Origin of the sequence: Nocardia sp. CA-119907 (assembly GCF_050955995.1) — a bacterium.
Classification (GTDB): domain Bacteria; phylum Actinomycetota; class Actinomycetes; order Mycobacteriales; family Mycobacteriaceae; genus Nocardia.
This window is the reverse complement of the sequence record NZ_CP192091.1, coordinates 8,601,833-8,615,236: the sequence shown is the minus strand read 5'-3', so window position 1 is coordinate 8,615,236 and position 13,404 is coordinate 8,601,833. Positions and strand designations below refer to the sequence as shown.

The window sequence follows — 13,404 nt, the reverse complement described above, 5'->3', positions numbered from 1 at the left end:
ACGGTCGGCCGGTGTCGACCCGATCGAGATCGCGGCGCGCCGCCTCGACCGTACCGGCGGTGCATGGCGTTAGGCTCGCGCAGTGGAAATTCCGCTACGGCTAGAGGTCATCGTGGCCAGCACCCGCCCGGAGCGATTCGCTCCGGTGGTCGCCGACTGGTTTTTGCGCACCGTCCGGGCGAGTCCCGAGTTCGATACCGGCGTCATCGATCTCATGACCACCCCGCTGCCGACGGATCTGGTCGCAAACGCAGAGGTGGCGGCCTACCGCCAGCGCTTGGCCGCCGCCGACGCCTTCGTCGCGATCACCTCCGAGTACAACCACGGCTATCCGGCTTCCCTGAAGACCGCCTTCGACAACGCGAAACACGAATGGCGCGCCAAGCCCATCGGATTCGTCTCCTACGGTGGTCTCTCCGGCGGCCTGCGCGCCGTCGAACAACTGCGCCAGGTGGTCGCCGAAATCCACATGGTCTCCATCCGCGAAGCCGTCAGCTTCCACCAGGCCAAGAAGCAATTCGACGAAGCAGGCAACACCCAGGACGGCGCCGCCATAGACGCCGCCGAACGCCTCATCCGCCAACTGGCCTGGTGGGCAAGAACTCTCCGCGACGCCCGCACGACCAACCCCTACCCAGGCTGATACTGCACACGGAAGAGCACGCCGCAGACCACGGTGGCACAGGTGAAACGCAGTGCGCGGTCGGCGCGGTCCGACCGCACCACATGGACGGCGAGTGGGATGAGGCTGAGGTTCCGGCAACCGCGAGGGCTACTGCGGGCTGCCCGCCATTGCTCGCCGGCCGCGGGGGTGGCCGATGTAGGTGGCCTCGCGTGGAATGGAGACCAGCGTCAGGTCGACTTGGGCGGTGCCGGTTCGCAGCACGACATGGTTGCCGATGGCGCCGGGCTGGTGGATCGACAGGTCCGGGCGGGTGGCGGGCCAGCCCATCGGGTCGCCGGTTACATAGATCGTCGTGACACCGGCGTGCGGCGCGGGCGCCAGCACACCATCGACCACGGTCGCGGTGAATCCGGCATCGGACTGATGCGTCTCGACCGCGAGCTGCAGCCGTTCGGGATTCCCGATGGTGGTCACCAGGTTCTCCCAGGCATGCGCCCGATCGGTGCGGATCAGGATGCGCTCGCCGACCGCCAGCGCGCGGAACACCAACTGCTGAGCCAGATACAGCTCACCGGCCAGGTAGACCGTCGAGATGCCGGTACCGACGATGCGGACCGCGACACCCTGCCCCTCATCATCGGAGCCGATGAGCTGACCGCAGCCCGAGGACGGCAGGTGCAGCGCGCTGATGACGTCGATCGGGTACTCGGTCACCGGAACCGCATCGTCGAGATCCGGAACGGCCAGCGGCAGATGCGCGAGCAGCCCGTCGCGGTGCCGCCCGTTCATCGAGATCAGACCCTTGAGCTTGGTGCGCTCCGGCAGCTCGCGCGCGGTCAACCGCCAGGCCGCGCCGATGCTGACCGATTCGGCCGAACTACCGGGACGCAGCCGCACCGCGACGGTGGTGCCGCGCGACGGCGCGACCCACAGTTGCGACAGCAGATCCGAGCCGAGCCGCTTCGGGTCGACGGCGCTGCCGATATTCACGCTGTTGCCGACCTCGGCGTAGCGCCACCGATGGGTAAGTGTGCGCGGATCGAAACCCTGCGTGATCTGCAGGACCGCCTTGCGGATCTCCGGTGCGGTCAGGATGCGAGCGCTGCAGTCGGCGTCCTCGAGGGTGCGCATAATGCGTTGCGTCGCAATAGTTACCGCGCGCGAGGCGCCCTCGGCGCCACCACCGCGCCGGGCCGCGGCCTCCGGGCAGGCGATCGCGTCGAAACTGATCGCGAGCCAGACATTGCGGTGCGCGGTGGCGGGCAGCGGGCCGAGTAGCGATTCGTAGATCTTGCCCGCTGGCGTGCCGGAGCGGCTGCGGTGGCCGTGGCTGATGATGTCGATGCCGCTGAGCAGAATGTCGTGCTGGTTCAGGCATTTGGCCAGTTCCGGCAACGGCAGCAGGTGCGAAGCGTGCACGGTGGTGCGGGCGATCCGGGTCAGTCCGCCCTTGGGGGCCAGCACCTCGACCACCGTGACGACCCGGGTGCCGTCCCAGTACAGCCCGAGCGAGCGCCCGTCGGGGCCGCGAAAGTCGACGGTGTCACCGATCTGGTAGTCGCCGTGGGTCAGGTAGCGCCACCAGGTGGCGATCCAATCCAGGATGGTGCGTTTCGCGATCGGGATCAGCGGCAGCCCTCCCACGACCACCGCGACGCCCAACGCGAGCCAGCCGCCCAGTCCGGCGAACAAGGCGAGCAATCCGGCCGCGAGTCCGATCACCTGCGCTATCAGCAGGTTCCGCAGCGAGATGCGCCCGAGCAGCGGACGTGGTCCCGCCCCGGCTTGTTCGGCCATCGTCATCCCCCAAGTACCCGGTATCGGCCGTTTCGCATCGGCCGAGCTGAACAATAGTCCTCGGGAACTGTACTGTGTTCCGCGAACGCGAGCATTGTTCGGGGAGGGAAAAATGCCTTCAAAACCCACTACACGCTGGCAGGTGAGCGGTTACCGCTTCCTGGTCCGCCGGATGGAACACGCACTGGTCCGTCGGGACGTGCGAATGTTGCACGATCCGATGCGCTCTCAGTCCCGCGCCTACGCGGCCGGACTGATCATGGCCATTGTGGTGCTGGCCGGTTGCGGTGTGCTCGCACTGCTGCGCCCGCAGGACAAGATCGGCAGCAGCAAGATCCTGATCGGCAAGGAATCCGGCGCCGTCTATGTGGTGATCAACGATGTGGTGCATCCGACGCTGAACCTCGCATCGGCCCGGCTGGCGGCGGGTTCGCCGGAAAAGGCCGTCATCGTCAAGGAATCCGAGATCGGCAAGAAGGCGCGCGGACAGCTGATCGGCATCCCCGGCGCACCCCCCTCGCTGCGCTTCGACAAGGACGGCAAGGGCCGCACCTGGACGGTCTGCGATCAGTTGAAGGTCGACGGCAGTAAGGATTTCACCACCTCGGTGCTGGCCGGTGACCTGTCGCTCGGTGAGAAGGCCTCGGTCATGGGGAGGGACCGGGCGCTGCTGGTGCAGGGCAAGGACGCGACGTACCTGGTGTACGACAACAAGCGCGCCCGCGTCGACCTCAAGGACCGCGCCGTCACCGACGCGCTGAAGATCACCGGCGCGACCGCCCGCCCGATCGGCGAGGGCCTGCTCAATACGATTCCCGAAGTGCTGCAGATCATTCCGCCCAAGATCGACAACCCGGGCGGTTCGGTCGGCTACTCGGTCGGCAACCACCGGATCGGCGATGTGGTGCACGTGCCGGCGCAACCCAATACGGAATACGTTGTGCTACAGGACGGTCTGCAGCCGATCTCGGGGGTGACCGCCGAGATCGTCCGTAACCGGTATCGCTCGACATCGAGCAATGACGTCGTCGACCAGACGGACAAGACCTACGCGCCGGTGGCGAACACCCTGCAAGTCAGCACGTATCCGCAGACCGTGCCGTCCATCATCGACTACAAAGACCAGCCGATCAGCTGCTTGTCCTGGAAGCCACTGGCCGCCGCCGCGGACAATAAGGACGGCGGCAATCGCGCCGAGCTTTCGGTGCTGACCGGTGTGGCACTGCCGATTCCGGATAAGGCCAAACTGGTGCCCCTGGCCCAGGCGGATGGCTCCGGCGCCAACGCCGATTCGGTCTACATCCCGCCGGGCACGGGCGCATTCGTCCAGACCACCGGCATCGAACCGGACAGCCGCCGCAAGGACAGCAAGTTCTACATCGCCGACACCGGTGTCCGCTACGGCGTCAAGGACGCCGATGCGGAGAAGGCACTGGGCATGGACACCGATTCGGGCACGAAGGCCGAACCCGCACCGTGGCCGATCGTCGGCCTGCTCGCGTCCGGTCCGAGTTTGGCCCGCGCGGACGCCATGGTCGCCCACGACGGCGTCGCCGCGGACCCGTCGCCGTCGAAATCGCCTGTCGCCTCGGCGAATTGAGCGATCAGTCGGAACCGTCCCGCACCGCAGCCGCACGCAGTTCGGCGACTTCGGCTCGTAGCGCGCGGATTTCGTCGATCAGCACCGTGATCTCCCGGTCGGCGCGGTCGGCGGTGACCTCGACGGACCGCAGCTGCTCCATGACCCAACTGGTCGTGGTGCCGATGGCAAAGCTGATCAGGCCGATGCCGAGGGTCATCAGGATCAGCGCGATCATGCGGCCGTGCACGGTCACCGGATACACATCGCCGTAGCCGACGGTGGTCACCGACACCATCGACCACCACAGCGCGTCACCGAAATTGTGAATCTTGCTGTCGGGCGCGCCGTATTCGGCATCGAAGAAAGCCAGACTGCACAGCACCAGCGTCAATGCCGAACTGGTGCCGACGAATATCGCCAGCCGCGCGCGGGTCACCCGATTGCGGTTGAGCGTGTCGAGCACCAGCAAGGCGGCCCGCAGCAGCCGCACCGGTCGGAACGGCGGCAACAATACGATCAGCAGTTCCAGCGGATGGGTGCGCACGAACCGCCAGCGATCGGTCGACAGCCACATCCGGACGGCGAAGTCCGCGGCGAATACCGCCCAGATCATGATGTCGACCCGTTCGAGCCAGGCGTCCAATCGCGGTGACGCACCAGTGTCCAGCACATGCCAGGCGTAGACGCCGATGAACAACACGGCCAGCACCACCATCGGGATGCCGGTCGCCTGTTCCCAGACTTGTCTACGGCTCGGCTGTCCGTCGTCGTGTTCTGCTGCGCGCGTCAGGACCATGGGAACTACCTGTATCGATCGGGTGCGACACCCTATGTACCGCGGTTTGCCACGACGACGCTACATATCGTCGGACTTGACGCCGAACCGGCGTCGGATCGGGAACGAGGCGAGGTAGCCGAGAACCAGCGCGGCGCCGATGATCCCGGTACCGATCAGCGCGACATTGCGGGCCCGGTTGTCCGCCGGCGGTGCCGGTGCGGGCACCGCGAGCTGGGTGCTTTTGGCCGGGCTCGGCCGTTTGGGCGGCAGCGGCGTGCTGCTCACCTCATCGGTCAGCGCCGCGACCGGATCGACCGCGCCATAGCCGATGTACGGACTCCACCCCTCCGCAGGCGCGTGTGCGGTGGCCTGCATCCGCTTGACCACCTCCAGCGCGCTCAGCTCCGGAAAACGGGCACGCACGAGCGCGACCACACCGGACACCAGTGGCGTCGCGAAGCTGGTGCCGCTCATCGCCTGTTGCTGCCCTTGCTGATTCACCGTGCCGGTGGCGGTGCCGGTCCCGCGCGGGTCGAGCGAGACCATATTCTCGCCCGGTGCGGCCACACTCACCCACGGACCGGGCACGGTGAACTTCGACGGTGCGCCATTGGCATCGATCGAACCGACGGAGAGCACGTAGTCGTCCCAGCGCGCCGGGCTCACATTGATCTTGACATTGCTCCACGGATCGGCGGACGGATGCAGCGGATCGATGATCTGCTGTTCGGTCTTGCAGGATCCGTCCTGGTTACCGGCGGCCACGACCACGACCACGTTCTTCTCCAGCGTCGCGTATCGCACTGCCGCACCGATGGATCCGTCGACGTCATTGGACGAGCCGCACCACACCTCGGAGATATTGATGACGCTGACATTCGCATCGGCCGCGCGCCGGATCGCCGAGGCCATGGTGGCCAGATTGCCGTAGCCCTCGGGCAGGTCGTCGGGATTGCGCTCCCGGGACCGGCCCTCCTTCTGATACATCTTGCTGGTCTGACGGATCGTCATGATGCGGGCCTCCGGCGCGACACCGGAGAACCCCTGACCGTCGATCTTCGAAGCGGCGATCAGACCCGCGACGAAAGTACCGTGGCCGTCGCAATCCTCTGTGCCATCGCCCGAATTCGCGACGAAGTCGCCACCGGCGATCAGACCGGGCAATCGGGGATGGCGTGCCACGCCGGTGTCGATGACCGCGATGGTCTGGCCCTCGCCCTTGGAGAACCGCCACGCGCTGTCCAGATCGAGTGAGCGCTGCGCGGTCGGGATCGTCGCGCCCTCACCGCCGGATACGGTGTTCGAACAATCGGAATTCGCTGGCCGCTCGGTCTTTTCGGGCGGCGCCGCCGGATCACCGGCGGGCAGCAGCCCCGGGTTCACCGCGGGCGGGTGATCGGCGGACGCGGCGCCAGCACCGAGCCCCAACGACGCGCTCATGCCCAACGCCGCGACCGCAGCCGCGACGCGCAAATGCCGGTTCACAGCCCGCGAACGAGCGAGTAGAGCGAGGCCACCCAGAACACCAGCGGCAGCACGGCGGCCACGAACGCGTACTCCAGCAGTTCCACGCCACGGCGCATCGGCGGTGTCGCGGACTGGTTCGGAATGATGATGCCGAGAATCAGCGCGGCGACCAGCACGACCATCGCCGCACCGAAGACGGCCAGCGGCTGCTCCATACCGATGGCAACGCCGACCATCATGATCAGCACGATCGATGCGCCGCCCGCGATCAGCACCACGGCCTGCTCCGCGCCCGCATAGGTTCGACTGCGGAACATCAGCACCACCGCGGTCACCAGCGCCAGTGCGATACCGGGCCAATACGGATCGCCCGCACCGGGATCGGTGCTCGCGAGCGCGCCCGCCACCGAGACCAGCGTGGTCGCCGCGACAAGTCCGGCCAGGTACATCCGTGCCCGCTCCGACTTCACCCGCAGCGCGTCCATGGTCGGCAGCGCGCGGTGATCGTCCGGATCGTCCTCGGTCGGATCGATCGGGGTGCCGGGGGAGGGCACCGGCGGCAGCGGCAGGCTTGCGAGCAGCATCGAAACCCGCGGTGCGAGTGAGAGACCCGCGAGGCCGAGCGCGGCGACGGCCGCGCCGATGGCTTTCTCCGGCTGGTCGGTCAGCACGCCGACCAACCCGGACGGTACGGCGTATACCGCGAGCGTCGCGGCGCCGATGAACAGCGCGAGCCCGACTCCGGTGACGCGCCACGCGAGAATCGCGGTGGCACCGGCCAATACCGAACCGAGCAGCAGATGCGCCCAGCCGTAATCGTCTGGCACATAGAGCATTCCGGCGGTGAACGCGGCGGGCAGCGCACAACCGCCGAGCACCAGCGCGGTCGAGGTGTCGCCGTACATCCTGCTGAGCACCATGCCCGCGACCACGAGCAGAATCGCCACGGTCAGCGCGAGCGAACCGCTCACCCATCCCGGCAGCGCATCCTTGGACAGCAGCAGTCCGAGACAGCCCACGATCATGGTGAGCGCGGCGAGCACCGAACCGGTGATCCGCGCGACCTTCGGTGTCCAACTGCGGTAGTGATCGGCATCGGCGATCGCGACGTTGTACATGATGTCGTCGAACAGCGGCGTCGGCGCGGTGTGCGAAGCGCTTTCCAGCATCAGCAATTCGCCGTCGCGCACGCCGTGCTCGCCGAGGCTCAGCGAATTGGAGAAGGGCGGATGGCCGATTCGGGCCAGCACCCATTCCGCGGGCTCGAAGCGCTCGCCCTCATTGTCGAAATCGTTGGTGCGGCTGTGTTGAGCGACCATATCGACGACACTCGGAATCACCAGCGCGACCGGCACATCGACCGGAATCGCCATATCCACTTGGGTGTGCTTCGCAAGAATCGTGACCCGAGCAAGATCGGGTGCACGGACGATGCCGCGCGAGGATTCTTCATCGATGTGGTCAAGTCGCGCGTGCGTCAAGCTTCCCCCAACTCGGTCTCTACCTCGTATTTCCGCGTTCCGTGAGCGAGAGGGCCAAGCTTGCGAACCCACCGTTCGGGCAGCAGAATGCTGGTCGAACTGTACGACATGTCAGCTGTGCCCTCTACACTGAGGCCGAAAAAGCGCAGCTTGCGAAGAGGGGGATCTCGTTCGATGAGTACCGTCCGGTTCCAGCGGCGTGCGCGTCGCGAGATGCCGCGCACACCCGGCGGTGAGGTTACGCTGCAGCCGCCGCCCGAAATCCCACGGGTGACACCGGGCAGCCTGGTATCGAAGCTGATGCCGGTCGTGATGGTCGTCGGCATGGTCGGCATGATGGCGCTGCTGTTCACCCAGGGCGGCAGCATCGCGTCGAATCCGATGAGCATGATGTTCCCGATGATGATGGTCGTCTCCATGGTCGGCATGTTCGCCGGTCAGGGCGGCGGCAAGGGCCAGAAGGCGGCCGAGGCGAACGAGGACCGCAAGGACTACCTGCGCTATCTCGACCAGGTCCGCAAGGATGTCGACCAGACCGCCGCCCAGCAGCGTGCCTCGGTCGAGTGGAGTCACCCTGAGCCGGCCCTGATCTGGATGCTGGCCGGGACTTCCCGCATGTGGGAACGCCGCGCCGGGGACAAGGACTTCTGCCACGCCCGGATCGGCATCGGCGGGCAGCGACTCGCCACCCGTCTGGTCGCGCCGGAGACCGGCCCGGTCGAGGAATTGGAGCCGATCGCCGCGGTCTCGCTGCGCCGTTTCGTGCGCGCGCATTCGACGGTTCCCGATCTGCCGACCGCGATCGCGGTCAAGGGCTTCGCGACCATCGCCCTGGACGGCGACCGCGCCGAGGCCCGCGATATGACCCGCGCAATGTTGTTGCAGCTGTGCATGTTCCAGGCGCCGGACCAGGTCTTGATCGCCCTCGTCTGCGGCCCGGACACCGCTCGCGAATGGGAGTGGACCAAGTGGCTGCCGCACACCCAGCATCCGGACGCGCAGGACGGCATCGGCACCCAGCGCATGTTCTACGGCTCGATCCGGGAGGCCACCGCCGGCCTGCATCCGTTGCTGGCCAACCGCGTTCGCTACTCCCGCAACCAACCCGCCAACGCGAATCTGGTGCATATCGTCATTGTCGTCGATGGCGGTCTGCTCGAGGCCGAAGAAGACCAACTCCGCGAATCCGGTTACGAAGGCGTGACCATTATCGACTTGTGCGGCTACGCACCGCGTTTGGCCGTCTCGCGCGGCATCAAGATGGTCGTCGAGAACGGTGAATGCGTCGGCCGCGGCGCCACCGGCAACCAGGAGCGTTTCGCGCTCATCGACCGGATCAGCCCGCAGCAGGCCCAGCAGGTCGCGCGCCGCCTCGCCCCGTATCGCGCCGCGACCCAGCGCAGCAGCGATGTCGAACACGATGACGCCGAAGTGATCTCGACCTGGACCCAGCTGATGAAGCTCGGCGATATCGGTACCTTCAATCCCGAACATGCCTGGCGTCCGCGCTACGGCCGCGAGCGGCTGCGTGTGCCCTTCGGTGTCGGCGCGGACGGCGCGCCCATCGAACTCGATATCAAGGAAGCCGCCGAGAGCGGTATGGGTCCGCACGGATTGTGCATCGGCGCAACCGGTTCCGGTAAGTCGGAGTTCCTCCGCACCCTGGTGCTCAGCCTCTTGGCCACGCACTCACCGGATCAGTTGAACCTGGTGCTCGTCGACTTCAAGGGTGGTGCGACCTTCCTCGGACTGGACGGTGTGCCGCATGTCGCGGCCGTCATCACCAACCTCGAAGAAGAAGCCGACCTCGTCGACCGTATGCGTGACGCGCTGGCCGGTGAAATGAACCGCCGCCAGGAAGTGCTGCGCCAGGCGGGCAATTTCGCCAACGTCTCCGAATACGAGAAGGCCCGCGCCGCCGGTGCCGACCTCGACCCGCTGCCCGCACTGTTCGTGGTGCTCGACGAGTTCTCCGAATTGCTCACCCAGCACCCGGATTTCGCCGAACTGTTCGTCATGATCGGCCGCCTCGGCCGGTCGCTGCACGTGCACCTGCTACTCGCCTCGCAGCGCCTCGAGGAAGGCAAGCTGAAGGGCCTGGAGAGCCACCTCTCCTACCGCATCGGCCTGAAGACCTTCTCCGCCAATGAATCCCGCCAGGTTCTCGGCGTCCCCGACGCCTACAACCTGCCCGGCATCCCCGGCGGTGGCTATCTCAAGTCCGACTCCGGCGAGATCCAGCGCTTTCAGGCCGCCTATGTCTCCGGCCCCTACGTGGGCGGCGGCTCCCAGCGCGAGGTCACCCAGGCCGGTGTCGCGGGCGGCGAAATCGATATCAAGGCACGCCCTTTCACCGCAACCCACGTCGACTTCCGCGCCATCGACCGCGTCCCGCTGCCGTCGGAGCCGTCGCACGATCCGGAACCGCAGTCCGAAGACGGCGAACAGATCTCCAACCTCAATATGCTGGCCTCCCGCATCCGCGGCCATGGCCGCCCGGCCCACGAGATCTGGCTTCCGCCCCTGGACGAGGCGCCCACCCTCGACCAGCTCATCCCGCGCAGCGTGCTCACCGGCGAATACTCCGCCATCGCCACCCTGCGCGCCCCCATGGGCATTGTCGACCGCCCGTACGACCAGCGCCGCGACCCCTTCGTCGTCGACCTGTCGGGTTCCCGAGGCAATGTCGCCGTGGTCGGTGGCCCGCAGTCGGGCAAGTCGACCGCCCTGCGCACCATGATCATGGCGCTTTCGCTCACCCACACCGCAGAGCAGGTGCAGTTCTACTGCCTCGATTTCGGTGGTGGCACCCTGGCCAGCCTGGAAGGCCTGCCGCACGTGGGTTCGGTGGCCAGCCGCTTGGACGAGGACAAGGTCCGCCGCACCATCGCCGAGATGACCACCATCGTCCGCCAGCGCGAGGCCCGCTTCCGCCAACTCGGCATCGAATCGATGACCGAATTCCGCCGCCTGCGCGCCATGGACCCGGCCAGCAGCCCCGGCGCCGCTGGCGCACACGAGGATCCGTTCGGTGACGTCTTCCTGGTGATCGACGGCTTCGGCTCCATCCGCCAGGACTTCGACCCGCTCGAACAGCCGATCATGAACCTTGCGGTACAAGGCCTTTCCTATGGCGTGCACGTCGTCATCGCCCTCAACCGCTGGGCCGAGGCCCGCCCTGCTCTGAAAGACCAGATCGGCACCCGCATCGAACTCCGCCTCGGTGACCCGATGGACTCCGACCTGGGCCGCAAGTTCGCGTCACTGGTCCCGCAGGGCCGCCCCGGCCGCGGTATGACGCCGGAGTGCCTGCACATGTTGACAGGTCTGCCGCGCATCGATGGCAGTGCCGCCCAAGAGAATCTCGGCCAAGCCGTCGCGGACGCGGTGTCAACCATCGCCCGGCTCACCCCGGGGCGTCCGGCTCCGGCGGCCAGGATGCTGCCGGAGATGTTGCCGCGCGAACAACTGCTGCAGCTGGCGGGCAACTGGCCTTCGCAGGTCAACCGGGAAGCCAAGTGCATGCGAATTCCACTCGGCATCAACGAATCCGAGCTGGCGCCGGTATACCTCGACTTCAACGAAAGCCCACACTTCATCGTCATCGGTGACACCGAGAGCGGTAAGACGACCCTGCTTCGGTCGATCATCGAGGGCATCGCGGCCTCGAATACTCCGGACCAGGCCCGTTTCATCCTCGGCGACTATCGACGGTCCATGCTGGGCCTCGTGCCCGACGGCTATCTCGCCGGATATGGTTCCACCGCACCGCAATTCACCCAGAACATGGCCGATCTCGCCGCTTATGTCGCACAGCGGACGCCGGGACCGGATGTCACGCCGCAGCAATTGCGCGAGCGCTCCTGGTGGCGCGGTCCGGAGCTGTACGTGATCGTCGACGACTACGACCTGGTCGCCTCCTCCAGCGGCAATCCGGTGTCGGCGCTGTTGGAGCACCTTCCGCACGCCCGAGATCTCGGTTTCCACGTGATCATCGCGCGGCGCTCCGGTGGTGCGAGTCGGGCACTGTACGAAGCGACGGTTGCTCGCATGAAAGACCTCGGATCGGCCGCTCTGGTCATGAGCTGCAATAAGGACGAGGGCGTGCTGTTCGGTAACACCCGCCCGGGCATCAAACCGCCCGGGCGCGGAACCTACGTCACGCGCAATAGCGAGGGCCTGATCCAGCTGGCGTGGATGCCTCCGGCGGAATGATGCCAAGTGTCGATCTGGTGGTGACGGATACCCGCGTTTGGGCGCGCGGTCCGGCCACACATTGGGATGTGCCGCCGTCGGTGGTGCTCGGTAGCAACGGGGATCTCGTTGTCGGAGAGCCCCTTACGCCACCGACACAGGTGTGTTCCGCGATTCAGTACGTCGGCGCGGACCGGATAGCCCTGCTTCCGCGCGTTCCGGCCATCGGCGAAGCGATGACCGCGGTATTCGGCACGGTGCTGCGGAATCTCGGTGTTCCGATTCCGTGCGAACAGGTCACCATCGTGTGCCCGACCGAATGGGGCGGGCGACGACGCGCGATCATCGACGATGCCGTTCGTCGCTACGCCACCGATATCGTGTTCGAGGACACGGCGATACGTGCCGTGGTCGCCGATGCGGGTGCGGCACGCAGCAGGCGTACGGTCGTGCTGGAGTTCGGGCCGCTGTCGACTACCGCGACCGCCGTCGTGCGGAGCCACCAAGGCATTCACATCGAAACATGTGAACATGAACCGAATCTCGCGATATCCGATATTGCGCCGGAAACGACTGGATTCGACGAGCTGTCCCCACTCTTCGATCGTCTGCTCGCGGGTCAGCCCGCCGATATGGTTCAAGCGATAGGTGTTTCGGATCCGGCGAAACTGGACCTCATAAGGTCGGTAGCGCAGCAGTTCTGCGGGCCGAGCGTAGAACTGCGTGCGATAGCCGGAGCTGATCTGGTGCGCGGACCGCGACCGGAGCCGGAATACCAACCCGAGATCACGCCAATGCCGACGACGGAATGGATGCAGCCGCTACGGCAGCGGGCCGCGGCCATGCAGCCGCCAGGTCGCAATACCAAAATGTACGTGCTGGGTGCCGTTGCCGCGGTCGCGGTGGTTGCCGCAACCGCCATCGGTGCGGTGTTCGCGTTCGGTGGCTCGGAAGACAAACCCACTGCGTCCGCAACGAGCGCATCTGTGCCTGCGGGTCCGACGTCGCTGTCGACCGGCATGCGGCCGGCGCCGACGACCACACCGAAGTCCGCATCGGAAACCGTTGGGCGCGTACGCTTCCAGATGCCGGCCGGATGGCGATTCGCGCAGGCACCTGACCCGAGCAAGTCTCGGGTCGATCTCGTCCCCTCGGACGGAACTCGGGCGCGCATCAGCGTGATCCAGACTCCGGTCGCCGCGGGCACCGGTTATGAGCAGGTCGCTGCGAACCTCGACGCCCAGATGAAGCAGCGCCCGAGCGGCTCGGTCAGCGAGCTGAAGCGCGACGTCGTATTCGGCGGCAAATCGGGCCTGGCCTACACCGAACAACCGGGCGACGGCTCAACCGTGAACTGGCATGTGTTGGTAGAGCACGGACTTCAGGTCAGCACGGGGTGCCAGTACATCAGCGACTGGCAGTCGCTCGCCCAGACCTGCGAGCAGTTCGCGGCATCCATCCAGACGACGCCGTAATCGCA

General features: G+C 66.5%; 8 protein-coding genes. 4 read left to right on the top strand and 4 right to left on the bottom strand.

Features of this window, described 5'->3' with window-relative positions:
• Positions 1–82 precede the first annotated feature (82 nt).
• Positions 83–643, top strand: a complete 561-nt coding sequence (locus ACQP2D_RS38985; protein ID WP_433680912.1) for an NADPH-dependent FMN reductase — start codon at positions 83–85, stop codon at positions 641–643.
• Positions 644–772: 129 nt separating this feature from the next.
• On the opposite strand, the gene eccE is transcribed toward ACQP2D_RS38985, so the two are convergent.
• Positions 773–2,422, bottom strand: coding sequence for a type VII secretion protein EccE (gene eccE, locus ACQP2D_RS38980; protein ID WP_433680911.1), 1,650 nt, complete (start codon positions 2,420–2,422; stop codon positions 773–775).
• 112 nt (positions 2,423–2,534) lie between these two features.
• Here eccE and eccB point away from each other — a divergent pair, with 112 nt between their 5' ends.
• Positions 2,535–4,022: a type VII secretion protein EccB gene (eccB, locus tag ACQP2D_RS38975; protein WP_433680910.1), complete on the top strand. Its 1,488-nt coding sequence runs from the start codon at positions 2,535–2,537 to the stop codon at positions 4,020–4,022.
• 4 nt (positions 4,023–4,026) lie between these two features.
• On the opposite strand, the gene ACQP2D_RS38970 is transcribed toward eccB, so the two are convergent.
• From ACQP2D_RS38970 to eccD, 3 genes are read right to left on the bottom strand one after another with little or no spacing between them, the layout of a single operon-like run.
• Positions 4,027–4,800 (bottom strand): potassium channel family protein, encoded by a 774-nt coding sequence (locus ACQP2D_RS38970; RefSeq protein ID WP_433680909.1) that lies wholly within the window; start codon positions 4,798–4,800, stop codon positions 4,027–4,029.
• A 60-nt stretch (positions 4,801–4,860) separates the two neighbouring features.
• Entirely contained in the window at positions 4,861–6,222 is a 1,362-nt protein-coding gene (mycP, locus tag ACQP2D_RS38965; RefSeq protein ID WP_433680908.1) for a type VII secretion-associated serine protease mycosin, read from the bottom strand.
• A 41-nt stretch (positions 6,223–6,263) separates the two neighbouring features.
• Positions 6,264–7,730 (bottom strand): type VII secretion integral membrane protein EccD, encoded by a 1,467-nt coding sequence (eccD, locus tag ACQP2D_RS38960; RefSeq protein ID WP_433680907.1) that lies wholly within the window; start codon positions 7,728–7,730, stop codon positions 6,264–6,266.
• Between the two features lie 174 nt (positions 7,731–7,904).
• Here eccD and eccCa point away from each other — a divergent pair, with 174 nt between their 5' ends.
• Together eccCa and ACQP2D_RS38950 are read left to right on the top strand one after the other, a co-directional pair.
• The gene (gene eccCa, locus ACQP2D_RS38955) at positions 7,905–11,945 is read left to right on the top strand and encodes a type VII secretion protein EccCa (protein ID WP_433680906.1); all 4,041 of its coding nucleotides are present in this window, start codon (positions 7,905–7,907) and stop codon (positions 11,943–11,945) included.
• Positions 11,945–13,399 (top strand): type VII secretion-associated protein, encoded by a 1,455-nt coding sequence (locus ACQP2D_RS38950; RefSeq protein WP_433680905.1) that lies wholly within the window; start codon positions 11,945–11,947, stop codon positions 13,397–13,399. The genes eccCa and ACQP2D_RS38950 overlap by 1 nt, the downstream gene beginning before the upstream one ends.
• The last annotated feature ends 5 nt before the right edge of the window (positions 13,400–13,404 follow it).

Bases quoted from the DNA above. Each gene is read 5' to 3' on its own strand.
- ACQP2D_RS38950 (WP_433680905.1), top strand. From the start codon at position 11,945: ATGCCAAGTGTCGATCTGGTGGTGACGGATACCCGCGTTTGGGCGCGC.
- eccB (WP_433680910.1), top strand. From the start codon at position 2,535: ATGCCTTCAAAACCCACTACACGCTGGCAGGTGAGCGGTTACCGCTTC.
- eccE (WP_433680911.1), bottom strand. From the start codon at position 2,422: ATGGCCGAACAAGCCGGGGCGGGACCACGTCCGCTGCTCGGGCGCATC.
- ACQP2D_RS38970 (WP_433680909.1), bottom strand. From the start codon at position 4,800: ATGGTCCTGACGCGCGCAGCAGAACACGACGACGGACAGCCGAGCCGT.
- eccCa (WP_433680906.1), top strand. From the start codon at position 7,905: ATGAGTACCGTCCGGTTCCAGCGGCGTGCGCGTCGCGAGATGCCGCGC.
- mycP (WP_433680908.1), bottom strand. From the start codon at position 6,222: ATGAGCGCGTCGTTGGGGCTCGGTGCTGGCGCCGCGTCCGCCGATCAC.